At 63.4% G+C, this 26,221-nt stretch carries 25 protein-coding genes and 1 pseudogene; 15 read left to right on the top strand and 11 right to left on the bottom strand.

Annotated elements, in window-relative coordinates; translation table 11 throughout:
- On the bottom strand, positions 1-1,402 hold a 1,402-nt coding region (locus V3572_RS04205), incomplete at its 3' end, for a 5'-3' exonuclease (RefSeq protein WP_332109727.1).
- Between the two features lie 304 nt (positions 1,403-1,706).
- On the opposite strand from V3572_RS04205, the gene V3572_RS04200 reads away from it, so the two are divergent.
- Both V3572_RS04200 and V3572_RS04195 read left to right on the top strand, forming a co-directional pair.
- The gene (locus V3572_RS04200; RefSeq protein ID WP_332109726.1) at positions 1,707-3,305 is read left to right on the top strand and encodes a TolC family protein; all 1,599 of its coding nucleotides are present in this window, start codon (positions 1,707-1,709) and stop codon (positions 3,303-3,305) included.
- A gap of 188 nt (positions 3,306-3,493) precedes the next feature.
- A complete protein-coding gene (locus V3572_RS04195; RefSeq protein ID WP_332109725.1) occupies positions 3,494-4,051 on the top strand; it encodes an Hsp20/alpha crystallin family protein in 558 nt (185 codons plus the stop codon).
- 170 nt (positions 4,052-4,221) lie between these two features.
- On the opposite strand, the gene V3572_RS04190 is transcribed toward V3572_RS04195, so the two are convergent.
- The 5 genes from V3572_RS04190 to ahbB all read right to left on the bottom strand — a co-directional run bounded on the left by V3572_RS04190 (position 4,222) and on the right by ahbB (position 7,615).
- Entirely contained in the window at positions 4,222-4,416 is a 195-nt protein-coding gene (locus V3572_RS04190) for a hypothetical protein (protein ID WP_332109724.1), read from the bottom strand.
- Positions 4,417-4,475: 59 nt separating this feature from the next.
- On the bottom strand, positions 4,476-5,741 hold the full coding sequence (gene hemL / locus V3572_RS04185; RefSeq protein ID WP_332109723.1) for a glutamate-1-semialdehyde 2,1-aminomutase: 1,266 nt from the start codon (positions 5,739-5,741) through the stop codon (positions 4,476-4,478).
- Between the two features lie 51 nt (positions 5,742-5,792).
- Positions 5,793-6,215 (bottom strand): VOC family protein, encoded by a 423-nt coding sequence (locus V3572_RS04180; RefSeq protein WP_332109722.1) that lies wholly within the window; start codon positions 6,213-6,215, stop codon positions 5,793-5,795.
- Between the two features lie 117 nt (positions 6,216-6,332).
- Positions 6,333-7,118: a DUF3800 domain-containing protein gene (locus tag V3572_RS04175; protein ID WP_332109721.1), complete on the bottom strand. Its 786-nt coding sequence runs from the start codon at positions 7,116-7,118 to the stop codon at positions 6,333-6,335.
- 11 nt (positions 7,119-7,129) lie between these two features.
- On the bottom strand, positions 7,130-7,615 hold the full coding sequence (gene ahbB / locus V3572_RS04170) for a siroheme decarboxylase subunit beta (RefSeq protein ID WP_332109720.1): 486 nt from the start codon (positions 7,613-7,615) through the stop codon (positions 7,130-7,132).
- 185 nt (positions 7,616-7,800) lie between these two features.
- On the opposite strand from ahbB, the gene V3572_RS04165 reads away from it, so the two are divergent.
- From V3572_RS04165 to V3572_RS04155, 3 genes are all read left to right on the top strand, one after another.
- Complete coding sequence (locus V3572_RS04165) at positions 7,801-8,793, top strand: NAD(P)H-dependent glycerol-3-phosphate dehydrogenase (protein WP_332109719.1); 993 nt, start codon at positions 7,801-7,803, stop codon at positions 8,791-8,793.
- Positions 8,794-9,054: 261 nt separating this feature from the next.
- A complete protein-coding gene (locus tag V3572_RS04160; protein WP_332109717.1) occupies positions 9,055-9,696 on the top strand; it encodes a TetR/AcrR family transcriptional regulator in 642 nt (213 codons plus the stop codon).
- 155 nt (positions 9,697-9,851) lie between these two features.
- Positions 9,852-10,814, top strand: coding sequence for a hypothetical protein (locus V3572_RS04155; RefSeq protein WP_332109716.1), 963 nt, complete (start codon positions 9,852-9,854; stop codon positions 10,812-10,814).
- Positions 10,815-10,989: 175 nt separating this feature from the next.
- Here V3572_RS04155 and V3572_RS04150 read toward each other — a convergent pair.
- The 4 genes and pseudogenes from V3572_RS04150 to V3572_RS04135 form a co-directional block, all read right to left on the bottom strand.
- Positions 10,990-11,390 (bottom strand): annotated as a pseudogene (locus tag V3572_RS04150) (secondary thiamine-phosphate synthase enzyme YjbQ).
- A gap of 34 nt (positions 11,391-11,424) precedes the next feature.
- Complete coding sequence (locus tag V3572_RS04145; protein ID WP_332109728.1) at positions 11,425-12,027, bottom strand: MotE family protein; 603 nt, start codon at positions 12,025-12,027, stop codon at positions 11,425-11,427.
- A 94-nt stretch (positions 12,028-12,121) separates the two neighbouring features.
- Positions 12,122-12,559: a flagellar export protein FliJ gene (fliJ, locus tag V3572_RS04140; protein WP_332109715.1), complete on the bottom strand. Its 438-nt coding sequence runs from the start codon at positions 12,557-12,559 to the stop codon at positions 12,122-12,124.
- A gap of 310 nt (positions 12,560-12,869) precedes the next feature.
- Positions 12,870-13,676, bottom strand: a complete 807-nt coding sequence (locus tag V3572_RS04135) for a glycosyltransferase family 2 protein (RefSeq protein WP_332109714.1) — start codon at positions 13,674-13,676, stop codon at positions 12,870-12,872.
- 264 nt (positions 13,677-13,940) lie between these two features.
- Between V3572_RS04135 and V3572_RS04130 the strand changes: the two genes are divergently transcribed.
- The 10 genes from V3572_RS04130 (at position 13,941) to V3572_RS04085 (ending at position 25,358) form a co-directional block, all read left to right on the top strand.
- Positions 13,941-15,572 (top strand): ArnT family glycosyltransferase, encoded by a 1,632-nt coding sequence (locus V3572_RS04130; RefSeq protein WP_332109713.1) that lies wholly within the window; start codon positions 13,941-13,943, stop codon positions 15,570-15,572.
- Between the two features lie 5 nt (positions 15,573-15,577).
- The gene (locus tag V3572_RS04125; protein ID WP_332109712.1) at positions 15,578-16,036 is read left to right on the top strand and encodes a hypothetical protein; all 459 of its coding nucleotides are present in this window, start codon (positions 15,578-15,580) and stop codon (positions 16,034-16,036) included.
- A complete protein-coding gene (locus tag V3572_RS04120) occupies positions 16,033-16,530 on the top strand; it encodes a hypothetical protein (RefSeq protein ID WP_332109711.1) in 498 nt (165 codons plus the stop codon). The genes V3572_RS04125 and V3572_RS04120 overlap by 4 nt, the downstream gene beginning before the upstream one ends.
- A gap of 213 nt (positions 16,531-16,743) precedes the next feature.
- Entirely contained in the window at positions 16,744-18,042 is a 1,299-nt protein-coding gene (locus tag V3572_RS04115) for an aminotransferase class I/II-fold pyridoxal phosphate-dependent enzyme (RefSeq protein ID WP_332109710.1), read from the top strand.
- Positions 18,043-18,105: 63 nt separating this feature from the next.
- Positions 18,106-19,353, top strand: a complete 1,248-nt coding sequence (locus V3572_RS04110; RefSeq protein ID WP_332109709.1) for an ABC transporter permease — start codon at positions 18,106-18,108, stop codon at positions 19,351-19,353.
- Positions 19,346-20,050, top strand: coding sequence for an ABC transporter ATP-binding protein (locus V3572_RS04105; RefSeq protein ID WP_332109708.1), 705 nt, complete (start codon positions 19,346-19,348; stop codon positions 20,048-20,050). The genes V3572_RS04110 and V3572_RS04105 overlap by 8 nt, the downstream gene beginning before the upstream one ends.
- A gap of 140 nt (positions 20,051-20,190) precedes the next feature.
- Positions 20,191-21,606, top strand: coding sequence for a TolC family protein (locus V3572_RS04100; RefSeq protein WP_332109707.1), 1,416 nt, complete (start codon positions 20,191-20,193; stop codon positions 21,604-21,606).
- Positions 21,607-22,551 carry an HlyD family secretion protein gene (locus V3572_RS04095; protein WP_332109706.1) on the top strand — a complete coding sequence of 315 codons (945 nt, stop codon included), beginning with the start codon at positions 21,607-21,609 and terminating at the stop codon, positions 22,549-22,551.
- Positions 22,552-22,579: 28 nt separating this feature from the next.
- On the top strand, positions 22,580-23,716 hold the full coding sequence (locus V3572_RS04090) for a hypothetical protein (protein ID WP_332109705.1): 1,137 nt from the start codon (positions 22,580-22,582) through the stop codon (positions 23,714-23,716).
- The gene (locus V3572_RS04085; RefSeq protein ID WP_332109704.1) at positions 23,700-25,358 is read left to right on the top strand and encodes a hypothetical protein; all 1,659 of its coding nucleotides are present in this window, start codon (positions 23,700-23,702) and stop codon (positions 25,356-25,358) included. Before V3572_RS04090 ends, V3572_RS04085 begins: the two co-directional genes overlap by 17 nt.
- A gap of 83 nt (positions 25,359-25,441) precedes the next feature.
- Here the strand turns inward: V3572_RS04085 and V3572_RS04080 are convergent, their stop codons facing one another.
- On the bottom strand, positions 25,442-26,068 hold the full coding sequence (locus V3572_RS04080; RefSeq protein WP_332109703.1) for a tetratricopeptide repeat protein: 627 nt from the start codon (positions 26,066-26,068) through the stop codon (positions 25,442-25,444).
- Positions 26,069-26,221 lie beyond the last annotated feature (153 nt).

The raw sequence follows: 26,221 nt of genomic DNA, 5'->3' as shown, positions 1-26,221 counted from the left end.
CCGCCGCCAGCCGTCCGTCCTCGGCCGGACCATACCCGGCGGCGTCGAACCCGGGATCGGCGAACAGGCCGTCCTTGAGGCGCTCCCAGCTATAATTGCGGGACTCGGGCTGGAGCAGATAGGCCCCAAGCCCCAGGTCGCGCCAGACCCGCAGGGGCACGGTCTCAAAGACCGGATACGCCTCGGCCAGTTCCTTCAGCGACGGCACGGCCACGCTCCCGGCCATGACCAGCCGCCCGGCCAGGGCCGCCGCCTCCGGGGAGCCGGGCTTGGCCCGCACCCGGTATTCGGCGTCGGGATAGCCCACGGCGAACCCCCCGGGCACGGGAACCAGCCCCATGTCGCGTCCCGACGGGTCGGGAAGATCGCGCGGGGCGGCCTCGGGAAAGACGACGACTTTTTCCGGTTCCAGGGCGCCCGCCGGGCCGCCCAGCAAGGAAAGCTGCCGGGGGCCGGACGATTCCCCGCCCTTCCCCGTCGACGTGGCCGGGGCGGCCTGCGGGGCGTCCAGGGAACGGGACAGGGCCGCATCCACCTCCCGGGCCAGGGACTTGAATTCGAACTCCTCCAGGAAACGCACCACTTGGATCCGATCCGCCGGGCGCACGGCAAAGGCCTCAAGGTCCGCCTCGGGCAAAAGATCCGTGCGAAGCCTGGTCAGCTCGCGAAACAAGAAGGCCTCGTCGAGGCGCCCCTCGAGCTTTTTGCGGGCCGCCGGGGGCACGTCGTCTGGGCGGTCGCGCACGTCCTCCAGGGTGGGATGTCCGTGCAGGATGGCCAGCGCCGTTTTGGGGCCGATGCCCGGGATGCCCGGGATGTTGTCGCTGGCGTCCCCGGTCAGGGCCTGGAGATCGGGCCAGGAGGCCGGGGTGATGCCGTATTCCGCCTGGAAATCGGCCACGGTGATGATCTTTTCGGTCTTGCCCCCCGGATCCCACATGGTCACGTCCGCGTCCAGACATTGGCGCAGATCCTTGTCCGAGGCCAGGATGACCACGGGCAGGCGGTTCTTGAAGCGGGCGGCCAGGGAGGCGATGTAGTCGTCGGCCTCGAAGCCGTCGCCCACCAGGACGGGCAGGCCCAAAAGCGGCACGCCGCGCAACAGGGGGTCGATCTGAAGGGCCAGGGGCTCGGGCATGGCCACCCGGTTGGCCTTGTAGGACGGATACAGTTCGTGGCGGAAGTTCTTGCCCGTGCCGTCGAGCAGAAACAGGGCGTGGGCCGGTTTTGCGTCGCGCAAAAACTTCAGCAGGATGCGCATGACGATATAAAGCGCATTGGTGGGAAAACCGTCGGAACGAGCCAGGTCGCCATAGGCGTAATAGCCCCGAAACAGAAAGGAGCTGCCGTCGATGAGGTACAGGGTGTCGGTGGCGGGGGCCGTGGCGTCCCGAAGGGGCATGACGCGTTCTCCTTGCGGCGCGGCCGGGTGGTGCGACGCCGGGCGCTTTGCAGGGTATTACGTCAGGGTGGCGAGGCTGGCAACCGTGCCCGGGCACGGGGAAATCCGCCCCGCAAGGTCCGGCCCGATGACCCAAGTTTCAAACGCTCGCCAAAACGCCCATAAAAGGCTGGCTGGCGCGAGATTTCCAGGTGGTCTTGATTTTTACTTTTCGAAACACTACGGTGACGAACCTTAAATACGCTCTCACCCGGGCCATGACTGCCCGGACGCCGAACATTCCCCACGGAGAAGGATTTTTGCCATGAGCTCCTCGACGCGCAAGACTGCTGTCGCCGTATTGGCCTTGACCCTGTTTGTGTTTGCCGTTCCCCTGACCGGAATGGCCCAGGACAACGCCACAGGCCGCATCACAGACCGGTACACGCAAAAAGCCGACGACACGGCCCCGGCCGGTGTGTCTCCCAAGGCCCTGGAACAAAAGATCGAAAGCGTGCCTACTCCGGCCTTCGTCCAGCAGGGCGAAGAATACCAAAAGGAACTGGACAAGGAATTTCCTGTTCCCGCCGCATCGGGCGGCCCCCTGGATCTGGAAAAAAGCGTGCTTCGGGGGCTGGCCGCCAACCCGCAGATGCAGTCCGCCCGGGCCCAGATCCTCGGCGCGGAAGAGGGCCGTCGCCAGGCCCTGGCCAACTTCGGCCCCGTGGGCACCGTGTCCTACGGCTACCAGCGCACCGACGGCAATGTTTGGGTTCCCACCACCCAGACCAACATCGGCAACAGCATCGCCAACAAGACATACGGGACGAGCCTTGGCACCAGTGAGGCCATGAACCAGAACCGCAGCTACTGGCAAAACCTGTATACCCTGCAGCTCAACGTCACCCAGCCGCTGTTTACGGGCTTCAAACTTTTGAGCAGCTACCAAAAGACCGCCCTGGCCAAGGAGCAGGCCGAGGCCCAGCTCACCAACACCGAGTTGACCCTGATCAAGGCTGTGCAGCGGGCCTTTTTGGCCCTGCTCAAAGCCCGCTCCGACGTCAAAAGCAACCAGGATTCCGTAGCCCGCCTGCAGTCCCAGTACAAAGTCACCCAGGCCTTCTACGACGTGGGCCTCAAACCCCGCCTGGACGTGCTCCAGGCCGAGGCCGAGCTGGCCACGGCCGAACAGAACCTGCTCAAGGCCCAGAATTCTGTGCTGACCCAGACCGCCCAGCTCAACTCCCTGCTCAACCTGCCCCTCTCCCAGGACACCGCCTATGTGGGCGAACTTTCCTACGAACCCTTCACCATGACCATCGAAAAGTGCCTGGACACGGCCTACACCACCCGCCCCGACCTCTACATCGGGGTCAAAAGCGTACAGATCGCCGAGAAAGACGCCAAGGTGGCGGCCAGCCCCCTGTATCCCCAGGTCCAGGCCCAGTTCGGCTACGCCCGCAAGGGCGACACCCCGGGGATGGACAACAAGCGCAAATCCAGCAGTGTGACGCCCGAGGCCACCACTGTGGGCGTGACCGCCAACTGGCAGATATGGGACTGGGGGTCCACCTATTTCGGCTACAGCCAGGCCCGGGATACGGTCAAAAAGCTCCAGGCCGACCTGGCCAAGATGCGCCTCGATGTGGGCTACGAGGTCAAGACCTACCACTTGAACATCCAGGATGCGGCCAAGCGCATCTCCGTGGCCCGCACCGGACTTGAGGCCGCCCAGGAAGGCTACCGCATGGCCGTGGCCCGCTATCAGGCCCAGGTGGGCACCAACACCGACGTGTTGGACGCCCAGTCCCGGGTCAGTTCGGCGGAATTCAACCTGACCCAGGCCCTGTCCGACTACCAAAGCGCCCTGGCCGACATCTATGTGGCCATGGGCATCAAAAATACGGCGCTCATCCCCAACTAGCTTTCGCCCGGCCCCGACCAGCCACGGCCCGGCCCTTTCGAGGACCGGGCCTTTTTTCGTCTCCGGCCGTCAGGCCCCTGCCTCCACAGGATGCGCCCCACATCAGGCGCAGAAACCCGCCGTAGTCTTGACTACCGGGTGACGGGCCTTATGTTTTTTGCAAAATTTAACCACCCATGGAGGCGCTTATGGACTTCGCCAAGCTCAATCCCTGGAACTGGTTCACAAAAGAAGACGCCCAGGACGCCGCCCCTCCGGCCGCGCCGGGCGCCCCCCCGGCAAAGCCCTCCTTTCCGGAATCGCCCTTCCCCTCCCTGCACCCGGACACGGAACGTTTTTTTGAGAACGCCTTCCGGAATTTCGGCTTCCCCCGGGGGATGTGGCCCGGGTTTATCTCCGGGCCGGAATCCGGCGGCATCGCCAAGCCCAAGGTGGACATCACCGGTTCGGAGAAGGAATATACGGTGAGCGCCGAACTGCCCGGCATCGACGAGAAGGACATCCACATCGAACTCAAGGGGGATTGCCTGATCATCCGGGCCGAGAAGCGTCAGGAGGAGAAATCCGAAGACAAGGGATATTACCGGGTGGAGCGCCGCTTCGGCGCCTTTGAGCGGGTGCTGTCCGTTCCCAAGGACGCGGATACGGCCAACATCAAGGCCACATGCAAAAACGGGGTGGTGACCATCACCATGCCACGCACGGCCGCGCAGGAGCCGTCGGCCAGGCGTATCGCCATCGAATAGCTGCGGCCGCCGCACAGTCCGTCACCGGGAACACCGCTGTCGCCTTGGCCCCGAAGGATTTTCCCGTGCGGGCCGCGTTCCAGGACATTCCCTGAAAAATGCCTGAAGACGCCGTTACGGGCGTTGCCAAAGGGCCGGGAGCAATCCCGGCCCTTCTGCCGTCGTCCGTCTCAGGAATCCTTTTTGCCGCCGCGCTTGCTGGTCAGGGCCAGCCGGGTGGCCGCCGCGAAAAACCCGGCGATGATGCCCAGGGTGAACCCCCGGCGCATGTCCATGAAAAAGATGCCGCCCAAAACCCCCACCGATCCGCCCACCAGGATGCCCCGGACCAGGGCCTCCATGATGATGCTGCGCTCCTTGTCCATACCCGTCCTCCTTTTGCGCGGCCGCAGGGGATGCCCCCGGACGCGCCGCACGCCCGCCCCTATCCCGCAAAGGCCTTCGCGGCGTCGAGGGTCTTCTCCAGGTCCGCGTCCGTATGGGCGAAGGAGGTGAAGGCGCACTCGAACCCCGAGGGCGCGAGGTTTACGCCGCGGGCCCGCATGTGGCCGTAAAAGCGGGCATAGCGGGCGCTGTCTGCGGTCTTGGCCGTGGCGAAGTCCGTAACCGGCGATTCGGTGAAAAACAGGGTGAAGATGGAGGCGATGCGGTTGCGCACGACGGGCAGCCCCTTGTCAGCCAGGATGCCCGCCAGGGTCGAGGCGAAGGACTCGGTGCGCGCGGCCAGTCCGGCGTAGTCGGCCTGGGCCAGGGCGGTCAGGGTGGCCAGGCCGGCGGCCATGGCCACGGGATTCCCGGACAGGGTTCCGGCCTGATAGATGTCGCCCTCGGGGCTTATGCGCTCCATGAACCGGCGCTTGCCGCCGTAGGCCCCCACGGGAAAGCCGCCGCCGATGATCTTGCCCAGGCAGGTCAGGTCCGGGTCGACGCCGAACACGGACTGCGCGCCGCCGTAGGCCAGCCGGAACCCGGTGATGACCTCGTCGAAGATCAAAAGCGCCCCATGCCTCGCCGTCAGTTCGCGCAGGCCTTGCAGGAACCCGGGTTTGGGCAGGACCAGCCCCATGTTTCCGGCCACCGGCTCGACGATGACCGCCGCGATGTCGTCATGGGCGGCAAAAAGCGCGGCCACGCCGCCCAGGTCGTTGTACGGCACGGTCAGGGTGTGGCGCACCGTGCCCTCGGGCACGCCCGGGGTGCCGGGGATGCCGAAGGTTGCCACGCCGGACCCGGCGGCGGCCAGGAAGGCGTCGCCGTGGCCGTGGTAGCAGCCCTCGAACTTGATGACCGCGTCCTTGCCGGTCACCCCCCGGGCCAGGCGCAGGGCGCTCATGGTGGCCTCGGTGCCGGAGTTGACCATGCGCACCATGTCGATGCCGGGCACGGCGTCGACCACGGCCTTGGCCATGGCCACCTCGGCCGGGCAAGGCGCGCCGTAGCTGGCGCCGTCGAGCATGGCCGCCCGGGCGGCCTCGGTCACCCCGGGATGGGCGTGGCCCAGGAGCATGGGGCCCCAGGACATGACGAAATCCACGAGTTCGTCGCCGTCCACGGTAAAAAGCTTCGACCCGGCGGCCCGGGCGATGAACAGGGGGTCGCAGCCCACGCTCTTGCAGGCCCGCACGGGGCTGTTGACCCCGCCGGGAATGAGCGTTTTGGCCGTGGCGAAAAGTTCGGCGGAAGTGGTCATGAGACGTCTCCGAAGGGGATGACAGGTTGCAGGCGGCGGATTGCGGCGGACTCAGGCGGCTTTTTGGGCAAAGGCCAGGATATAGCCGTTGATATCTTTGATGTAAAATTCCCGCATGCCGTAGAAGGTGACATGGGGCCTTTTCAGAAAGGCGGTGTCTTCGTCCAGGGCGGCATAGCGGGCGTCCAGGTCGTCGCACTCGATGTAGAGGGTGAACGCCCCGCCGGGCTTGGCGTTTTCCAGGGACGGCAGTTCGGCGGCCAGGCTTTTTTTGGACTGGAACATGACCCGCACCGCGCCGGATACGACCATGGCGTAGCACAAGGGTCCGGCGGCGGGCCAGGCGAAGACGGCCTGCCGCCCTTCGTCGGTGACGCCCATGGCGAAATCGAAGCCGAGCACGCGCCGGTAGTAGTCCACGGTGCGGGCCACGTCGTCCACCATAAGGTTGGGGGCCAGAGAGGTCAGGGGCATACAGGAGCTCCTTTTCGAAATCTCATTGACTTTCTTCAGGATACGAATTAGTTTTATCTTAATCCAGTCAACTGGAGGTGGAAGGCACATGCCTTCGAGGCCCTTCGGGGCCTTTTTTTATGGAAGCCATTTTCTTCCCCACCCATCGATTACCCCTGAGGGACTCCTGTGGTACTTTGATTTTTCAAGAAGTTGCGCGATTTTCCCTCCAAAATTATCTGGTAAAGATTTTTTCTGACGCCGATGCAGCGTACATTTGTAGCTCGGATGTGCGATGATGTCCGCAATTTGAAGCCCTGAAATATTGAATTGTTTCGGCTTTACTTTAAGTTGTCCGCTCGACAATGTTGCCATAAAAACATCGCGAGAAACGTATTCCGTTCCCTGCTGTACGAGACGTTGAAAGGAATCCTTGAGCCGTCTGTCTTCTTTCCCACCTCGTGATTCAGCAAGCACATCACCGATGAGCGCATTCAACTCAAGATATCGAACAAACCTTTCCAGCATCACGGCCAAACAATAGTGATACGGATCAAAAAGCCAGCGCGAATATCGTTGTTTATGTTCCAGCTTGTCAATAACAACCGTTATGACCTTGTACTCAATCTTCTCAAGCAACGTCAGAAGATCCTCATTGAATTGCATCTCATTTTCTTTGTCCCGCAACGAAGAAAAAGGATATTTCTTATTCACCAACTCTTTTCTGTGCAGGATGATAGGATCATCTGGATGTGATGTGAAGTGCTTTGTCTTCAATCCTTCAAGGAGCGGATGCACCGTATCGCTCACATATTCATGCCGGATAATCACCCCTGTCAAACTCAGATATCGGTGATTTTCGTTCTCCGAAGCACCCAGGTCAGAGTTCCCGACCTCATCAATGTAGAGACGACAATCTGGCATGGATTTATTGCCTAAAAATATTCCATCGACGTCTTTTTCAACTCTTTTCTGCTCAGAAGCATGGCGTAGTCGTCGATGCCCGACTCCCGGACCAGATCCTCCACGATGCGCCGACACTCCTCCGGGCTTGAGGCATGCACCATGGTATAGAGGTTGTACGGCCAGTCCAGGCAGTTGATGCGGTGGTAGCAATGGCTGATCTCCCGGCGCGAGGACATGTATTTCCCCACCCGAGCCATGTCGTCGTCATCCACATACCAGGCCACCATGGCGTTGGCCCCGTACCCGGCCTTCTGATGCCGAAGCGTGGCTCCGAAACGCCGGATGGCCCCGCTCTCCTTCAGGCGCGCAAGCAGACCCTGCACCTCGGCCTCGGTCGCCCCGGCGGACGCCGCCATGTCCGCATAGGGCGTGGCCGAATCCGGCAGGTCCGCCTGGGCCATGCGCAGGATGCGCCGCTCCGTTTCGCTGAATTGGGGTTTCGTCTCTTTCGGCATACGTGGGTCGGCCCTCCCTGTGGCCCGTCATCAAAGGCTTTGTCCTTATCGCCTTCATGTGCTAGACGCAACCTGACCAGCCCCGACCCGACCCGACCCGAAACGCCGCGCGGCGCAGGGGCGGGAACTGGTCCGGGAGGCGCCCCGCAAGGCCGGGCGCACCCGGCATCACCTGGAGGAGAGTCATGAAGATCGCGGTCATCGGCGGAGGCAGCTGGGGCACCACCCTGGCCGACATGCTGGCCAAAAAAGGCCTTGAAACGCGGCTTTGGGTGCGCGAGCAGAAGGTGATGCACGAAATCCGCACCCTGCACGAAAACACCTGGTATCTGCCCGGCCGCCCCCTCGCGCCAAACCTCGACGTCAGCACCGATCCGGCCCATGTGGCCGACGGGGTCCGGCACTTCCTGTTCGCCGTGCCCTGCCAGTTCATCCGCCACGCCTATACCCGGTTCCTCAAATATCTGCCCAAGAACCCGGCCATCATATGCGCCAGCAAGGGCATCGAGCTCGACACCCTGATGCCCATGTCCGACGTCTGCGAGGATGTCCTGGGCGCCCTCAAGCCCCGCTTCGCCATGCTGTCCGGGCCGTCCTTCGCCTTCGAGGTCATAAACGGCATTCCCACCGCCGTGGCCCTGGGCTGCGCCCACAAAAAGACCGGCAAAGAGGTCCAGGAAGCCCTGTCCACCCCCAAGTTCCGGGTCTACACCAACCCCGACGTGCGCGGCGTGGAACTGGGCGGGGCCATCAAAAACATCATCGCCATCGCCTCGGGCGTGGCCGACGGCCTGGGGTTCGGCAGCAACGCCCGCTCCGCCCTCATCACCCGGGGGCTCCACGAAATGAGCCGCCTGGGCAAGGCCATGGGCGCGGATACCGAAACCTTCATGGGCCTGTCGGGCCTGGGCGACCTGGTCCTGACCTGCACCGGCGACCTGAGCCGCAACCGGCAGGTGGGCATGCGCCTGGCCAAGGGCCAAAAGCTTTTGGACATCCTGGGCGAAATGAAAATGGTGGCCGAGGGCGTGAAAACCACCGAGGCCGTCCACACCCTGGGACAAAAGCTCGGCGTGGAGCTGCCCATCACCGAACAGGTCCATGCCGTCTTGTACCGCAATCAGGAACCCGCCGCCGCCGTCCAAGCCCTCATGACCCGCACCCTGAAGGACGAATAAGCTATCGGGGCTGCCGCCCCGCCGCACAGCCATCGGGGCTGCCGCCCCGTACCCCGCCCGGGGGGAATCATTCCCCCCGGGCCCCCCGTCACCGGGCCGTGGTTCCTGCCGCCTTGCGGCAGGAACCACGGCCCGGAAACGCTGGTTTCGGGTGTGGCGGAATCTTCGGCCAGGGGCACATGTCCCGGCGAGTGTACACGTTGTCGGAGTAGAGAAATATAGAGCTTGACGAAGTCACTGTTCGGTGACAAATATCCCCGCATGGACAGCCCAAAACAGAACAGCCCGGCCGAGCGCCCCAGGGACCGCGAGGGCACCATGCGCCTCCTCGTGGATGCCGTCGGACGGGTGCTGGCCCGGCAGGGGTTCCGGGCGGTCAAGGTCAATGTCGTGGCCCGGGAGGCGGGCGTCGACAAGGTGCTGATCTACCGGTACTTCGGCGGCCTGCCCGGCCTTGTGGCGGCCTTCGCCCACAGCGGCGACTTCTGGCCCGATGTGGAGGATTTGGCTGGTGGCGATGTTGCGGCCCTGGCGGCCCTGCCCTTTGTCGAACGTCTGGTGATCGTATCCCGCAACTACCTGAGACGCCTGCTGCGCCGACCGCTCACCCTGGAAATCCTGGCCTGGCGGTTCATGGAGCAAAACGAACTCACCGACGCCCTGGACTCCGCCAGGGAAGTCGGCGGAGTCCGGCTGATGCGACTCGTGGAAAGCGGCGACATGCCGCCCTCCCTGGACATGCCGGCCCTGTACGCCTTCCTGGGCGCGGCCATCAATCATTTGGCCGTCCGCTCCCGGACGGAAAGGACATTCGTCGGCCTGCCGCTTGACGACCCAGCCACCTGGGAGCGCTTTGAGGCCATGCTGGAAAGGATCATCCGCAGCCTGGCGGACGCCCCGTAATTTTTTTCGACGCCAAGTCACCGTTAGGTGACTTACAAATGACAGCGCAACCCCATCCGGCAGGGAGACCGATCACGGCCGGGAACGGATGGGACACAACACAAAGGAGTACGGATATGCCGCGTGGGAAGCATCAGTGCAAGGAACCGACGTTCATGAGCATTTCGCAAGACGCCTGGTCATGGATCGTCGGCCTGGGACTTCTGGCCGTCACCCTGCTGCTGGTTGTCGTGGGAGGGTCCATGGCCGCCCAGGGGCCTGTGGGCGAGGAGGAGGAGGCCTTGTCGGCCATGCGCCAGCGGGACGCGCGAAACGGGCCAGAGGCCGCCTCCCGGTCCAGTCTGTCCCTGGAAGCCGCCGGGAGCGCCCTGGCCCCGGCCGACGTCTCGGGCGCGGGGATGGCCGTGTGGCGCGACGAGCTCAAGGCGGCGTACGATACGGAAAATTTCGGTTTCGACGCCGGGTATACCGGCAGCCATTACCTGTTTTCCAAAACCGGGAACCTGCCCTTTGCCGGGCGCAAGCCCTTTGAACAGTTGCACAGGCTGGAGGCCGGAGTCACCGTCAGGGGTGATTTATGGGGGAATGTCACCGGGTTTGCGGGGCTCCGGGGGAGCCTGGGCTTCGAACGCGACCCCGGCAGGGGATACGAGGGCACGGTGCTGGCGGGTCTGGCCTTCCCCCTGGGCGGCAGCTGGACCATGACCCTGGGCGGCGGCGCGTCCATAAACAGCGTGGAGATCCAGCCCGCAGCCATGCTCGGGTTCCGCTACGACGCCGGAGGGGCGTTTGCGGCCGACCTGGGCTTTCCCCGAACGGAGATCACCTGGCGAGGCGGCCAGTGGTGGTCGTTGCGTCTGACCGGAAGCCTGGAATCCGGATTTTACGGCCTCGCAAGCGACAATCCCGTGGTCCCGGACGGCTATGTGTCCATGCTGTCGCCCCAGGGCGGCCTGTGGCTCGACCTGCGACCCCTGGACGGTCTGGCCGTCAGCCTGGGCGCCTTGTACTCCCTGCCGGGGACCATGTCCCTGTACAGGGAGAGCGGTTCGCGCCTCAAACAACTCGACATTGGCGGCGCGCCGGGCGGCGGCCTGCGTCTGCGCTACGAGTTCTAATCCGCCCCCCCCTTCCCCTCCGCGTTCACCGACCAGACAGGGTCCAAACCCGTGGGCACAGAACGTTGCGGCCCTGGCTTCGGCGCAATGCGCCGAAGCCAGGGCCGCACGATACGGGGTGCAGGGGGGTTACCCCCCTGCCGGGGGGTGCGGGGGGCGGCGCCCCCCGCGCGCCTTAGGCCGTCGTCCCCAGCCACTGGACCCAAAGGTGGCGGGAGCGGGGACCGTCGAATTCGCAAAAAAACACGCCCTGCCAGGTACCGAGCTGGATCTTGCCGCCGCTGACGATCAGCGACAGGGACGGCCCCACCAGGGTGGTCTTGATGTGCGCGTCGCTGTTGCCTTCGGCGTGGCGATAGGGGCCGCTGCGGGGGACAAGGGCGGAAAGCGCCGCCAGCATGTCCGTGACGACATCGGGGTCGGCGTTTTCGTTGATGGTCAGGCAGGCGGTGGTATGGGGGCAATGCACCACCAGGATGCCGTCGGCGTATCCCCGGACGCCGCCAACTCCTGGAGTTGGCGGGTGACCGGGATCATTTCCTGGCGCTTGCCGGTACGGATGTTCAGGGTTTCCATGGTTTATTCCCGCGCTATCGGCGTGTCTTCACCCCTACTGTCCGTTCGGGGAACCCGGAGTGGGCACATCCATGGGCAGTTGCAGGCGCGTGAGCTGTTCGGAAAGGCTGGCCGCCTTCTTGGCGGAAACGCCGGTCAGGATCTCTCCGGCCTGACGCCCCTTCATCCCGGCCAAAATCTTGACGGCGATGCGGTCGTCCAGGCTCTCCAAAACCGCAGCGGCCTGCTTGGGCTTCATATTGGTATACACGTCGATGAGGTGCTTGAGTTTCTCGTCCTTGGTCTGTTGGGCCTGGTCGAGCATGGTCTTGAGGCTGGCCTCCAAGGCCGCCAGATCCTTGACCCGCTGGTCAAGTTTGGCCTCCATGTCGGCGATGGCCTGTTCCCGGCGGTCGAGATCGTCCTTGCGTTCGCCAAGCTCCTGCCAATCCAGAACCCCCGGCGGACCGGACGGGGCGGGCGTCTCGGCCGGAGCCGCCTTGGGCGTCTCCGGGGCCTTCTGGGTCTGGGCCATGGCCGGGGGCACGGTCATGACCGAAGCCACCACCATGTGCCCGTCCCCGCGGCTGGCCGAATCCGGAACCAACGCATCGATGCCCATGAAGAGAAGTACCCCCAGCTTGATAGCGGCAAGCATGGTCAAGGCCGCAAGCACCTTGGAAAGCTTGGGAAGTCCCCTGGGACGTGTGCCCGCAGGACGGCGAAGACGCCCATCCGGGTCTTGGGTCCGCCTAAGCTCCGTGTCCGGCGCCATGTCTGACGACTGCCATTTCGTCATTTTGCTTCTGCTCCTTCAGGCTTTCTTCACGGGCGTGGCGTGTGGCCTGGTTGGACTTGAGTTTGTCCAAAAGCTTGCGATCCGTGGATCGCGCCACCACCGTATCCCGGCGCCGGGCCACCTCTGCGGCGGCCTGCCGCAGATCCTCCTCGGCCATGAGAATGTCCATCTCCAGACGTTCCTTGTACACCCGCCACAACCACAAATCGGCCGGGGTGACGTCGGTTTTCCCTTCCAGGGCGGACGTGTGGACGGCGATCACCTCGCGCAGGTCGCGCACGGCTTTCTCTCTGGTCAATTGAACATGCAGGGCCTTGGCCAGTTCCATCTTGGCCTGCTCTTCGAGCTGGGTCCGGTAGTCCAGAACCTTTTGGAGACTGAAACGAAACATGTCCGATCCTGCGGGTTTTCCACCATGGGTGTACGGCTTCGGGAGATGCGAAGCAAGAATTGGTCCAGCCGTCGGCCAAAAGTTCCGGGCCGACACCGCCAGGGCATGGCCCGGGGACGTTGGGAGGGGCGTCGCGTCACGACGCGGGGGCGGGCTCGCCACAAGGGCGGGCCCGGCAAAAAAGGAAGGCCGGGATCTGACGGTTACGACCTCCCGGCCCGGGCAGTGGAACGGCGGGCACGTTCGGCGGGCGCCCGCCGCCCGCAGGATCTCCGCCCTCCGGACAACGCCGGAGGGCGAGACATGGCAGCTATTGCGGGACGTCCGGGGACTTATCCGTATAATAGGGCGGGGTGGGGCTCAAAAGCCCACGGCCCTTTTTATCGAAGTAGGGATAGCTGGCCAGCCCCCATTTCTGAAGCCGGAATTCCATGGAGGTCTTGAGCACGCCCAGGCCGTAGGTCACGCTGCGGGAGAAATTGATGGAGGAGGCCTCCTCGAAATACTTGGTCGGACACGACACCTCGCCGATGCGGAACCCGAAGTAGACGGTCTGGGCCAGCATCTGGTTGTCGAAGACGAAGTCGTCGGAGTTCTCCCACAGGGGCAGGGTCTCCAGCACCTCCCGGGAGAAAGCCCGGTATCCGGTGTGGTATTCCGAAAGCTTGGCGTTGATCATGATGTTCTGGGCCAGGGTCAGAAAGCGGTTGGCCACGTATTTATAGAGGGGCATGCCGCCCTGAAGCGCCGTGCCGCCCAGGATGCGCGAGGCGATGCAGGCGTCGTACTCGCCGCTGGCCACCAGGTTGGCCATGGCCGGGATGATCTTCGGGGTGTACTGGTAGTCGGGGTGGACCATGATGACCACGTCGGCCCCGAGCTTTAAGGCCTCGCTGTAGCAGGTCTTCTGGTTGCGGCCGTAGCCCCAGTTCTTTTCGTGGCAGAAACAGCGCAGGCCAAGGGTCCGGGCCTCTTCGACGGTGTTGTCGCGGCTGCAGTCGTCCACCAAAAGGATCTCGTCCACAATGTCCCTGGGGACTTCGGAGCAGGTGCGTTCCAGGGTGGCGGCCGCGTTGTAGGCGGGCATGACCACCACCACTTTTTTTCCGTTGAGCATGGGATTTTCTCCGGGGAGGTCGTATTCTCGGCGTAGGATGGGCCGGGCGATAGTGGAGCCGGCCACGCCGCGATGCGGCGCGACGCGGTGAAATGGGGAACTAATCCCAAAAAACCCGGCCCTGTCAACCCCCCCGTTGCTCCCGACCCGGCCCCCCTTCGGCCCGGGGCGGGCCGGGGCCTGCCGCTTTTCGAGGCCCTTGGTTGTCTTTGCCGCCAAATCGTATTATGCGGCGCTTCGCGCGCACGGCGCGCCAGGATTTCCATGAAAACACCCCGACACGCCATCCCCATTCCCGACACCCAAAGCGCCCTGTGGGGACTCTTGCGTCCGCTCCCCCTGTGCATCCTGGCCGTGGCGGCCTTTCTCATTTTTTACAACCTGGGACAGCGCCCCCTGTGGCAGGACGAGGCCGAGACCTCCCGGCTGGCCCAGACCGTGCTCAGCGACGGACTGCCCCGGGCCTTTGACGGCAAAAACCTCATCTCCCAGGAAGAGGCCCGGGAATACAACCCGGGCGACGGCCATGTCTGGCGGTGGTCGCCGTGGATTCAGATCTATATGTCGGCGGCGGGCATCGCCTGTTTCGGGGAAAACGCCGCCGGAGACCGGTTTTTCTTCGCCCTGGCCGGGCTTTTGAGCGTGGCCGCGACCTATCTGCTCATCCTGCGCTTTTTCAGCAATCCAGCCTGGGCCGCCCTGTCCGCCGGACTTTTGACCCTGACCGTGCCGTTTCTCCTGTTCTGCCGCCAGGGCCGCTATTACAGCATGGGCACGCTTTTGACCCTGACGGCCATCTACGCCTTTTTCAGCGACTGGCGGCGCAAAAACGGCCCACTTTTGGGCATGGCCCTATCCATGGGGCTTTTGTTTCACGCCAACTATCTGCTTTTTTTAAGTTTCGTCCCGAGCGCTTTGGCCTGCGCCATCCTTCTGTATCATGAACGCCTGGACATCAAACGGCTGGGCCTGCTCATGATCGCGACCATGGCCTTGGTGATCCCCGGACTTTTCATGTACCGACTGGGCTCGCAAAGCAGCATGTTCGACATCATCCTCGTGCCCGAAAACCTCATGATCTATTTCGCCGACCTGATCATGTTCATGATCCCCTTGCCGGTGCTGGCGGTTCTGGCCTGGCGCTGGCGGCGGTTTTTCGTCTTCCTTGAGCGCCCCACGGACCCGGCCGAACGCTTTGTCCTGTTCTGCGCCCTGCTGACGGTCATGAGCCTGTTGCTTCTGGCCCTGGTGCCCCAGCGCTTCCACCGCTACATCGTGCACCTCTATCCCCTGTGCGCCATCCTTCTGGCCTGGGCCGGGATGCGGCTGTGGCGCTGGTCCAGGCCGTCGGGGCTGGCGTTTCTGCTGTTGATCGCCCTGACCAACTGGCTGCACCTGTACCCCCTGGAACGCACCAAGCTCATCAACCGTCCCTGGCAAAACGATTTCCGGATGCTGACGTCTCCCAATTTTCCGCTGAAGCTCTACCTCACCGAGCTTTTTTCCGGCTACCCCGACGTCAACGCCAACATCATCGCCTTTTTCAAGGAACACGCCCGGCCAGGCGACACCATTCTGGCCGAATACGGCGACCTGCCTCTTCAGTTCTATACCGGACTGCGGGTTCTGGGGGGCCTTCAGGGGCCGCCCGCCCCGGAGGAGAAGCCCGAATGGGTGCTCATCCGCCGCTCCGTGCGGGTCAACCGGGACCGCCTGCTCTTCCCGGCCCGGGCCTTCGTGCATACCCTGGACCTCGAGCGCGACTACGAACGCCTGGAACTGCCCTGGCCCGACGAAGACTTCGGCAACCGGGCCGATCCCTATTACCACGCCTTCATCCCTGTGGAGCCGCCCCAATTGCCCCTGACCATCTACCGCAAAAAGGCCGGGGGGTGACCGCCATGACCGGTTTCACCTTCGAACGCGCCCTGAAAATCCTGGTCTTCGCGGCCCTGGTCCTGACCGTCTGGAAGGGCCTGGGGCGCACCCCGGAATTCGCCAGCCACGTCACGCCCGAACGCTTCTTCAGCGGCATGGTCAACGACGCGGAAAATTCCCTGATCATGAAAGAGCGCCATCTGGATTTCAACGACGCCTCGGCCAAGGCCGTGCGGGTCCGGCTGGAGGAGCTCTTAAGCCAGGGCCGCACCCCGGACCCGGCCATGATCAACGAGGAGTCCCTGCGCCGGGCCGTGAACCGGCGGCTGGCCGTTCGGGAGCGGGACGCCGACTACGCGGTCATGGCCCGTGAGCGGCTTGACCGGATGCTGGCCCTTGAACGCCAGGGCTGGCGCATGGAGCTCGGGCTGACCGCGCCCGCGCCCGGCGAAGGCGCCCAGGCCACGGGAGCCGCGCCATGAGCCTGCGCCGGGGCGTCGGCCTGCTGGCGGCCGGGCTGGCCTGTCTGGCGGCTCTCGCCGCCGGGCTCCTGATCTGGTTCGGGGCCTGGTATTTCCCGGCCTGGAGGCTTGACGGCTTTTCCAAGGACCAGTACCGCGAGGCGGCCGTCTTCGCGGCCAAGGGTCTGGCCCATGCCGAGGGACTGGTTTTCGAGGACTTCGACTTCCTCAAATACCGCCAGGTGCAGCGTGGCGGCGAGGCCTACGTCTGGGGTTCGGCCCGGTGCCGGGCCGCCGACGGCGGGACGGAGTTCGCCTGGATCTATCTGGAGTGGAGCAGGAAACGTGGTCAGTGGTTGCGTAATTATTCCCTGGTGTTGGCCACGGCGGACGACGAATATTTCTACACCCGCACCCATCCTTCCCAGTGGGGGCGGGCCAGGATGGCCCTCGAACGGCTCGTGCACCAGCTTGAGCGTAATGTCCGCGAGGTGCTCCATCCTCTTTCCGGATAACGCCGGGTTCGGCGGCATGGCCCGTCGGGCTTGCCTTGGCGCGCTGTTTGACGTAAGGAAGCGTGCTTCATCATGATCGCGCGATGTTCGTAGGCGCGATACGCCTTAGCACAGATACCCGCCCCAGGCGCGGAGATCCGTCCCTCCCTGCGAAAGCCCGGACGGACACGGCGGATCATCCAAAACCATCTCGCCGGGGTGTACCGGAACGCCATGAGACTAAGCAAACGTTGCGAGCATTTTAACGCGCTGCATGCCGAGATCGCCAGTCAGGGCATCAACCCCTATTTCCGTCCCACCTCCAAGACCTGGGGGTCTGAAGTGGAAGTGGCCGGGAAGCGTCTGGTGATGATCGGCTCCAATGATTATTTGGGCTTAAGCCACGACCCCCGGGTCATGGACGCCTCGGCCAAGGCCGTCTACGCCTGGGGCACCGGCCCCGGCGGCTCCCGTTTTTTAAGCGGCAACTTGGTCCTGCACCAGCTTTTGGAAGAGCGCCTAGCCGCCTTTGTGGGCAAAAAGGGCGCGGTGGTGCATGTCACGGGCTTTAGCACCAACCTGGGGGCCCTGGGCTGCCTCATCACCCCGGCGGACACGGTTTTATGCGACCGAGAAGGCCACGCCAGCATCTTCGAGGGCATAAAGTCCACCCGGGCCAGGATATCCACCTTCGCCCACAACGACGTGCAAAATGCCGCCAAAAAGATCGCCGAGGCCAAGCGGGCCCGCCCGGACGGGGACGTCTTCCTGATCACCGAGGGCGTGTTCAGCATGTCCGGCGACGTGGCCGCCTTCGGCGAACTGGCCGCGCTCAAGGATGAATTCCCGGACATCATCATCTATCTCGACGACGCTCACGGCCTGGGCGTCCTCGGTCCCGGCGGCCGGGGCACGGCGCTTCATTTCGATGCGGCCGCGCGCACGGATTTCATCATGGGCACCTTCAGCAAGGCCATGGCCTCCATCGGCGGATTCATCGCCGCAGACGACGAGGACGTGTTGCGCTACCTGCGCTACCAATCGCGCACCCAGATCTTTTCGGCGGCCCTGCCGGCGGCCAACACCACGGCGGTGCTGACCTGCCTGGACATTCTGGAGAAGGAGCCCGAGCGGGTGACCCGCCTGCATCAGGTCACGAACCGCATGCGCGAGGGCTATCAGGCCATCGGGTTGCGCACCGGGCAGTCGGCCTCGCCGATCATCCCCATCATCATCGGCTCCGACGAAAAGGCCTTCCAGTTCTCCCAGGCCCTGTTCGAAAACGGCGTCTTCGCCCTCCCGGCCATTTATCCGGCGGTTCCCCGAGGACAGGCGCTGATCCGCACGGCCTACATGAGCACCCACGAGGATCGGCAGATGGATTTCGTGCTCGAGGTGCTTGACCGCCTGGCCAGACAGTTCCGCATCCGGGCCCAGGACGTGGAGGAGGACGAGATACGCGGCGCCCAACCCAACATGACGCCCGACGCCACGGCCGACGGCGCCGGTCGGGCCAAGCTCTCATACCTGTGATTGCGGTCCAGGACACGGCGGGCACGACGCTCACCGCTGAGCCCGCAGCCTTCTGAGCAGTCCATGGCGAAAAAACACGCGCGTCTGGCCGCTTATCTGGCCCACCGTTCCCGGCGAGGGACGACGTGGCTGCGCATGCGCGACATCATGCGGGTCAGCATCCGCGAGGTGTTGCGCAAACGGCGCCGCTATATCGGGGTTATTGCGGCCATCGCCCTGGGCACGGCGGGATTCATCACCATCGTGACCATGGGTCGCGACCTCAAAACCAATTTCAACAACGACCTGGACATGCTCGGCGGGGCCACCATCATCAACCCCTACTTCGAGCAGGATGGCGTGGAACGCCTGGAATGGTTCCGTGACCGCACCCTGGCCTCCCTGGCCAAAATTCCCGGGGTGATGGACGTCAGCGGCATATTGACCAAACCCCGGGCCATCACCACCTTCCAGGACCGCATCTTCGGGTTCAACCTGGTGGGCGTGGACGCCTCCTACTGGCGGGTGTTCTCCTTCAACGCCGCTGCCGGGCGTTTGTTCGACGCCACCGACGTGGCCGAGGGCTCCCGGGTGTGCGTGGTGGGGACGCTTCTGGCCAGAACCATCTTCGGCGGCGACCAGGAGGCCTTGGGGCAGATCCTGGCCATCGACGACAATCTGTACCAGGTGGTGGGCGTGCTCGGCGGCGTGCGGGCCGGAGACCGGGGGCAGTTCATCTTTTTGCCCATCACCACGGCCCGGGCCCGGGTGGTGGACATCTCCAGACCCTACAGCGTGTATATGCGATGCGCCACGTGGGACGATGTGGCCCCGGTGGCCGCCGCCGTGAAAAACGTGGTGGAGGCCAACCAGACGGCCAAGGGGCTGCGGGTCAACGTAGCCTGGGAGCCGCTCAAACAGGTGCAACGCATCTTTTGGTGGGTCTCGCTTTTTATCTACTCGTCCATCGTGGCCACGCTGATTCTTGGTGGCCTGGGCATCTGGAACATCATGATGGCCGCCGTGGTCAGCCGGACCCGGGAGATTGGGTTGAAAAAGGCCATGGGCGCCCTGGATAACGACATCTTTTTCCAGTTCCTTTTCGAATCCCTTTGCGTTACCATGACCGCGTCCATTCTGGGAATCGGCCTGGGACGGGTGGGCGTGGAATACATGAGCCATATGCTCGGGTCGCGTCCCCCGGAAGGCCTGTTTATGGTCTGCCTGCTGGCCGGGCTGACGTTCGCCCTGGTCATCGGCGTGGGCGCAGGGATGTATCCCTCCATCCGGGCCAGCCGGATGCAGGTCGTGGAAGCCATGCGGTATGAATAGCGCCACCAGAAATGGGAACCAGGGCGACCTGGTCATTGAAATTTCGGATCTCACCAAGAATTATAAAAATGGCGACGAGACGATCCAGGTATTGAAAAGCGTCAATCTGCATGTGCGGCGCGGCGAGATGGTGGCGGTCATGGGCCCCTCGGGTTCGGGGAAATCCACGTTGTTGTTTGTTTTGGGGCTTTTTCTGCCGCCCTCGACAGGCGCCTACTTGGTTTCGGGCCGGGACGTGTTGTCCCTGACTCGGGACGAACAGGCCATTTTTCGTCGCGAGATGATGGGATTTGTCTTTCAAAGCTGTGATTTACTTGAAAATTCGACGGTTTATGAAAACCTGGAACTGCCGTTGGTCTATGCCGGGGTGAAGCTCAGGGAGCGCCCGGACCGGATCCGAGACGCCCTTTCCAGGGTCAACCTCGAACATCGCATCCATCAGCCTTCCAACCGGCTGTCTGGCGGCGAACGGCAACGCGTGTCCATTGCCCGGGCCCTGGTCAACGAGCCCGAGTTCATTCTGGCCGATGAGCCCACCGGCCAGCTTGACCGCGAAAACAGCCTGCGTGTATTGGATTATTTTAACAAGATCACGGCAGGCTCGAACATGGCCATGGTTGTGGTCACGCACGACGCCACCACCGCCGAGCATTGCAACAGAACCTGTGTGCTGACGGACGGTGTTCTGAACGGTTAACTCCAGGGGGGATGGGGATGGGAGGCTTTGATGTTTCGCTTTGCCCAGGCAGCGCGCTGCCCGGCAAGCCTGCCCGCCGTTTCGGTCAAGCGTGCGCACGCTTGAGTCGAAAAGGCGTTTTTCGGTTGGGCGCGGTCTGCTTGCTCCTTGCGCTCGTGTCCGCCCTGATGGTTTTTCAGCCGGTCCCGGCCCAGGCCGCCGACCCGGCCGGGCGCTACACCAAGGACAAAACCAAGCCGACCACTCCGGCCCAACCCGCCGCTACGGCCAAAACCGACACGAACGAAGCGGCCCGGAAAACCAACGTCACCGAGGCGGCGACCCCCCTGCGCTCGCCGGCCAATTTCGACGAGTGCGTCCGGGTGGCCCTGGCCCAGTCCCCGCTTCTGGTGAAAAGCTCCATCGATATCGAGACCAAGCGGCTCGATCTGGGCGACGCCTATTCGAATTACATTCCCACGCTGAGCATCAACACCACGTACTATTTCAACCGCCCCTCCTCCTCCAGCCACAAAGAGCCGTATACCTTGAGTTTTTCCACGGGTATCTGGAACCCGGTCATGACCATCTTCGAAGTCCAGGCCCGCAAGGACATGATCAACATTGCGGTGCTGAGCCATTTGCAGATCATTTCGGAGGGTCTCAAGCGCGTCGGGTATAATTTTCTCCAGTTGGGCATGATGGACGAGCAGGCGGCCATCGTCAAAGAAAAATCAGAGATGGCCGCCCAGCTCCTGGAATACGCCCAGACCCGTTCCTCCCTTGGGCAGGGCACGGACCTCGACGTACGCATCGCCGAATCCAAGATCACCCTGGTCAAGGCCGAGGCCGACAAGCTGCGCAACACCAAACTCATGCTCATGGACGACCTGAAGTTCATCCTGGGCGTGCCGTTTATCCAAAAAGTCGATCTCGAACTGGAAAACGCCCGGTCGCAGGTGGTGGCCGGTTTCGACCCCTATTCGGTGACCGGCGAGGTGCTGCGGGAAAACGCCTATGAGCTCAAGATCCAGGAATATAACAAGGCCCTGCAACGCAAAAACATCACCGTCTCCTACATCAAATTCATCCCCACGTTCAATTTCGGCCTCCAGTCCGTGGACGCCTTAAGCGACACCGCCAGCCAGACCGGCCTTCCCCTCTATCCCTATGTGACCGCCTCCCTGCCCTTGGACTGGTGGACCAAAAGTCGTGACGTCAACCGCCAGTACAAAAAGCTGGGACAGATCGAGTCCGAGGCCAGGGCCAAGGAATTCAAGCTGGTCAGCGAGTTCCAGCGGACCATGGCCGGCCTGGCCACCGCCGATGCCGACGTACGCTACGCCGTGGCCCGCCGCGACCTGGCCCAGCTCAAGCTGCAACAGACCCAGTTCCGGTTCGAGACCGGCCAGACCGAATTCGACTCCATTGTCGCGGCCATGGACGAATACCTCGCCGCCAAGCAGGAGGTGCTGCTCAAGGAACTCACCAAGAGCCAGGCCTTGCTCGACCTGCGTTTCTTGTCCGGCCATCTCCAAAAGGCATATATCAACACCTCCGTACAGGAGAACATGTAAATGCGTATCGTCGCACTGGCTTTCGCCCTGTCAGCCATCCTTCTCGGGGCTGCCGCGACGTCCTGGTCCGCACCCGACCAACCCCCGGCCAAGGAGGCCCCCCCCACCGGCCTGCTGCGCCCGGCGGAAGTCCAGTTCACGGGCAAGCTGTACACCCCGATCAAGTTCAACGTCCCCCTGCCCTTTCCGGCCTTCATCCAGCAGATCGGCGTCCAGATCGGCCAACAGGTCAAAAAAGACCAGGAACTGGCCCGGTACGAGTTACGCCAGGAAGTCTACATGGATGAAAAAAACAAGCTCAGCACCACGACCATCAAAGAGCTCGAATACCGCCTGGCCCAGGTGGAGGTGGACCTGGACAAGCTGACGGCCAAGCACCGCGAACTTGAAGTCATGACCAAGCGCAACATGGCCTCCCAGCAGAGCATCTCCCAGAACGAAAAGGAGATCGAGGCCGCGCGCAAAGAAAAGACCTCCATCCAGGAGCAGCTCAATCTGGCGCGCGACGTCTATTCCGACCGGCTCATCCTGGCCAAGGAGCGTTTCGGCCGCGACGCCGGGGCCGGAAACGTGCCCAAGGTCGGCTTTCTGCGTTCCCCCCTGGACGGCTACGTCCTGTGGATCAACTCCGAGGCCCGTAACGGCGCGCACCTGGACCGCGAGACAGCCATCTTCCAGGTCGGCTCCCTCGACCCCATGATCATCCGGGCCCAGGTGCATGAGATCGAGGTCAGCAAGATCGCCGAGGGCGATGCCGCCACGGTGGTCTTCGACGCCATCCCCGGCCGGGAATTCGCCGCCACGGTCAGCCGCATCCCCTGGACGCCGCTTCCGGCCAATCTGCAGCAGCCGTCCTACTACGAGATCGAACTGACCATCCCCAACCCCGACCATACCTTGCGCGAGGGCCTCAAGGGCCAGGTCACGGTGGTCCCGAGCAAATAACAACCCTGCCCCGCACGCCGGAGACCGCATGTCCCATACCGCCTGCCGCATCTCGCCTGTTTCGACGGAGGCGGATCTTGATGCCTTTATCCGCTATCCCTGGACCATCTATGCGGACGACCCCCTGTGGGTTCCGCCGATCATCGAACACCAGAAAACCTTCCTGGACCGCACCCGGGGGCCGTTTTTCGAGGTAGGCCGGGCCGAATACTACCTGGCCCGGCGCGGCGACGCCGTGGTCGGCCGCTTAAGCGCCCATATCAACAGCGCCTACGAGGCCCTGCACGATCCCCACACGGGATTTTTCGGTTTTTTTGAATGCGAAAACGACCAGGAGACGGCCAACGCCCTTTTTCGGGCTGCTGGCGCCTGGCTCCGGGCCCAGGGTAAGACCCGGCTGCACGGCCCTTTGAGCTTCGCCATCTATGACGAGGTGGGACTTCTGGTGGACGGATTCGATGAAATGCCGTCCATGATGCACACCCACAATCCCCGGTATTACGAGGATCTCATCCTCAATTTTGGCTTTCGCAAGACCTTCGACTGGTATGCCTACAAGATCGATGAAAGCCAGTTTGATCTGGCGGCCATGAAACAGCGCCGCGACGGCATCCTGGCCAAGGCCGGCTGTCGCATCACCCATCCTCCCCGGCGTGAATTCGTGCGCCGGGCGGTGGAGGTGCGCGAACTTTTCAACGACATCTGGGGCAAAAACTGGGGGCATGTGCCGTTTACCGAGCGCCAGTTCGCAGACATTTTCCTCCAGCTCGAACCCATCATGCGCCGCGATCTCTTGAACGTGATCCTGGAAAACGACGAGATCGTGGCGTTCAGCGTGGTGGCCCCGGACGTCAACCGCTCCCTGCACGGTTTCAACGGCAGTCTGGGCCCGATGAACATGCTCAAGCTTTTCTTCGACTGCCGGGTGCTGCCCCTGGAATACTGCCGGGCCATCATCATGGGGGTCAAGAAAACACACCAGTGGCGCCGCCTGCACCACGCCATCATCCTCCAGATCATCATCAACTTTCTAGAGAAACACCCCCAGATGCACTATTGCGACTGTTCTCTCATCCCTGAATCTCTGGTGCAGTGGAACAAGACCCTCCTGGCCTATGGCGGCAAACGCTACAAGACCTTCCGGCTCTATGACCGGGACATCTGACCGGACGACGGCCCTCGCCGACGCGGCCCTGGTCGTTTTGTTCTCCGCCCTGGTGTTCGCCGTGGCCCACCGCCACGGCCTGGCCAGCCCCTTCGTCATCAACGACGACGCCCGGCAGCAGATCTACTGGATGCAGCGCTTTCAGGACGCGGCGCTCTACCCGGCGAACCTGCTCAATGATTTCGCCGCCGCCTATGTCCCCGTCGGCGTGAAGGCTCTGTATGCCGCAGCCTCGCCCATGGCGAACGCTCTTTTTCTCTCCAAGATGTTCACCGGCATCCTGTATTGCGCCACGTCCCTGGCCTTTTTCGGCATCGGCCGGACCCTTGGCGACAGAACCCTGGGATATTTCTGTACGGCCTCGGTCTGGCTGCTGCCCTTCTTCCTCAAAAACATCTCCGGAGGCCTCTCACGGTCCTTCGCCGCCCCCCTTTTGGCCCTGTTCCTCCTGGCCTGGCTGCGCCGGAGCAGCCTGGGCATGGCCCTTGTCCTCATCGTCCAGGCTGCGACCATCCCCTACATGTGCGTGCTGTCCACGGGTTCCTGTCTGCTGGCCTATGCCGCGTCACGCCTGCGCCCGGCCATAAGCCCCCCCTTTCCGGCCCGCCTGCCGGATTTCCTGATCATCGCCGTCTGCGCCGGGGCGGTCTACGCCCTCAACCACGGCCTGGAGGCCTCGGGCTTCGGCCCCCTGGCCTCGGTGGCCGAGATGACGGGCAACCCGGTTTTTTCCTCAGCCGGACGCCTGGACCTGTACCCCTTGCCGAACCCCTTTTTCGACCTGATCTACACTCCCTTCGAGGGCATCGGCCTTTTTCTGGACATCGGCCTTGTTCCGGGCATCCTCAGTCTGGCGGCCATCGCCGCCGTGGTGTTCGTCGGCGCCAGGCGGGCGGACTTCGCCCCCCTGGACCGTTGCCGCCAGCCGGCGACCAGCCTGCTTCTGGCCTCGCTTGTCCTCTATCTGACGGCGCGCCTCCTGGCCCTGCGGCTTTTCGTGCCGGATCGCTACGTGAGCTATTCCCTGAACATGCTCTACGCCCTGGCCCTGGCCTTCTTTTTTCACGCCGCCCTGGCCCCTGTCCTGTCCAGACGCGGGGCGGCGGCCGGTCTCCTGGTCCTGGCCGTGGGCCTTGGGGCCTTACGGCTGACGGATGCGGGACTCTACGACTACGGCGATCAGGCCGCCCTGTACGCCGCCGTGCGGCAGACCCCCACGGACGCCGTCTTTGCCGGGCATCCGGAGCTCATGGACAACGTGCTGACCTTTGGCCGACGCAACGTCCAGGCCTCCTTCGAACTGGCCCATCCCTGGATGACCGGCTATTGGCGGCAGTACGAACCGCGCCTGGGCGATCTGTTCGCAGCCTATTACGCCACTGACGCGCAGACGGTGCGGGATTTTGCGAAGAAATACGGCGTAGATTATCTGGTCGTCAACGAGGCCGACTTCAGCCGGGAATTTCTGGCCGGACGTCCGTTTTTCGCGCCCTTCGACCGAACCATCCAGGCCTTGGCCCGGCAGGCGGACGCCTCGGGCCGGGGATTCATCCTTCGAGACCGCGCGGCCTTCCCCGGCATCCAGATCGATGCCAACGTGCGCCTCGTTCCGTGCCGCCCAGCCCCAGCCGCCGGGTTCTGATCCGGCCGGGGGGAAAAGCCCCCCGGCCAAAAGCAGACGACGACGGCAGCGTCGGGGCATCTCAAAAAAATTCCCAGAAAATCCTACCTGTTGAAAGCGGGCATGGTCTTTGGCGCACCCCCGAACTCCTGGAGGAGATCGTCGATCTTCCGGCCGCCGGGGAGGATGGCGTCGGGCTTTTTGGCCTTGAGGGCCTGGAGGGTCTTTAAGGCCTCGTCGGGCTTGTCCAGGTCGTGCAGAAGGACAATGGCCTTGTTGAAGACCGCGATGACGTGGACCGGATTTTTGGCCAGGGCGGCGTCGAAGCTCTCCACGGCTCGAAGGGGCAGGTTCAGATGGCGGTACATGACCCCCATGTCCGTGAGCACGTCGGGGTTGCCGGGCTTGAGCTCCAGGGATTTTTCATAGGCGGCCACGGCCTTGGCGGGTTGGTCGGCGTCAAAGTACAGATTGCCCAGGTCGCTCCAGGCCTCGGCATTTTTGGGATCGGTCTTGGTCTTGGCCTCGGCGGCGGCGATGCGCGGGGCCAGGTCGGATTCCTGATTTTGGGCGGCCTGGGGGGCGGATGCGGACGGACTCGGGGCGGCCGTCTGCCGGGAGCCCTGGTACAGGGTTCCCAGATAAAAACCCACGGCCATGGCGGCCAAAAGGAAGATGCCTGCGACCACGGGGTCCAGGCGGGGGGGTGACGATTTCTTTTTACGGGCCATGTCTCCTCCGGAGTGGATGTTGCACGGCATCATAGCCGCAGGCTGCGCGAAAGGCCACGGGGGCGGGGGGGCAAAAAAAGGCCGACGGCGGAAGAGCATGATCCCCCTTGGAGGAGGCCAGGGGCTCGAAGACCTCGTCCAAAAGCTCTTCGA

It is taken from the genome of Desulfolutivibrio sp. (assembly GCF_036584575.1).
Lineage (GTDB): Bacteria > Desulfobacterota > Desulfovibrionia > Desulfovibrionales > Desulfovibrionaceae > Desulfolutivibrio.
Note: the sequence above shows the minus strand (reverse complement) of the source record. Positions and strands in the feature narration are given on the sequence as shown.

Bases quoted from the DNA above. Each gene is read 5' to 3' on its own strand.
- ahbB (WP_332109720.1), bottom strand. From the start codon at position 7,615: ATGCCGAAAGAGACGAAACCCCAATTCAGCGAAACGGAGCGGCGCATC.
- V3572_RS04090 (WP_332109705.1), top strand. From the start codon at position 22,580: ATGTCCCATACCGCCTGCCGCATCTCGCCTGTTTCGACGGAGGCGGAT.
- V3572_RS04200 (WP_332109726.1), top strand. From the start codon at position 1,707: ATGAGCTCCTCGACGCGCAAGACTGCTGTCGCCGTATTGGCCTTGACC.
- V3572_RS04175 (WP_332109721.1), bottom strand. From the start codon at position 7,118: ATGCCAGATTGTCGTCTCTACATTGATGAGGTCGGGAACTCTGACCTG.
- V3572_RS04145 (WP_332109728.1), bottom strand. From the start codon at position 12,027: ATGCTTGCCGCTATCAAGCTGGGGGTACTTCTCTTCATGGGCATCGAT.
- V3572_RS04125 (WP_332109712.1), top strand. From the start codon at position 15,578: ATGACCGGTTTCACCTTCGAACGCGCCCTGAAAATCCTGGTCTTCGCG.
- V3572_RS04085 (WP_332109704.1), top strand. From the start codon at position 23,700: ATGACCGGGACATCTGACCGGACGACGGCCCTCGCCGACGCGGCCCTG.
- V3572_RS04155 (WP_332109716.1), top strand. From the start codon at position 9,852: ATGAGCATTTCGCAAGACGCCTGGTCATGGATCGTCGGCCTGGGACTT.
- V3572_RS04110 (WP_332109709.1), top strand. From the start codon at position 18,106: ATGGCGAAAAAACACGCGCGTCTGGCCGCTTATCTGGCCCACCGTTCC.
- V3572_RS04180 (WP_332109722.1), bottom strand. From the start codon at position 6,215: ATGCCCCTGACCTCTCTGGCCCCCAACCTTATGGTGGACGACGTGGCC.
- V3572_RS04195 (WP_332109725.1), top strand. From the start codon at position 3,494: ATGGACTTCGCCAAGCTCAATCCCTGGAACTGGTTCACAAAAGAAGAC.
- V3572_RS04115 (WP_332109710.1), top strand. From the start codon at position 16,744: ATGAGACTAAGCAAACGTTGCGAGCATTTTAACGCGCTGCATGCCGAG.
- V3572_RS04130 (WP_332109713.1), top strand. From the start codon at position 13,941: ATGAAAACACCCCGACACGCCATCCCCATTCCCGACACCCAAAGCGCC.
- V3572_RS04105 (WP_332109708.1), top strand. From the start codon at position 19,346: ATGAATAGCGCCACCAGAAATGGGAACCAGGGCGACCTGGTCATTGAA.
- V3572_RS04160 (WP_332109717.1), top strand. From the start codon at position 9,055: ATGGACAGCCCAAAACAGAACAGCCCGGCCGAGCGCCCCAGGGACCGC.
- V3572_RS04120 (WP_332109711.1), top strand. From the start codon at position 16,033: ATGAGCCTGCGCCGGGGCGTCGGCCTGCTGGCGGCCGGGCTGGCCTGT.
- V3572_RS04080 (WP_332109703.1), bottom strand. From the start codon at position 26,068: ATGGCCCGTAAAAAGAAATCGTCACCCCCCCGCCTGGACCCCGTGGTC.
- V3572_RS04095 (WP_332109706.1), top strand. From the start codon at position 21,607: ATGCGTATCGTCGCACTGGCTTTCGCCCTGTCAGCCATCCTTCTCGGG.
- V3572_RS04165 (WP_332109719.1), top strand. From the start codon at position 7,801: ATGAAGATCGCGGTCATCGGCGGAGGCAGCTGGGGCACCACCCTGGCC.
- fliJ (WP_332109715.1), bottom strand. From the start codon at position 12,559: ATGTTTCGTTTCAGTCTCCAAAAGGTTCTGGACTACCGGACCCAGCTC.
- V3572_RS04190 (WP_332109724.1), bottom strand. From the start codon at position 4,416: ATGGACAAGGAGCGCAGCATCATCATGGAGGCCCTGGTCCGGGGCATC.
- V3572_RS04135 (WP_332109714.1), bottom strand. From the start codon at position 13,676: ATGCTCAACGGAAAAAAAGTGGTGGTGGTCATGCCCGCCTACAACGCG.
- hemL (WP_332109723.1), bottom strand. From the start codon at position 5,741: ATGACCACTTCCGCCGAACTTTTCGCCACGGCCAAAACGCTCATTCCC.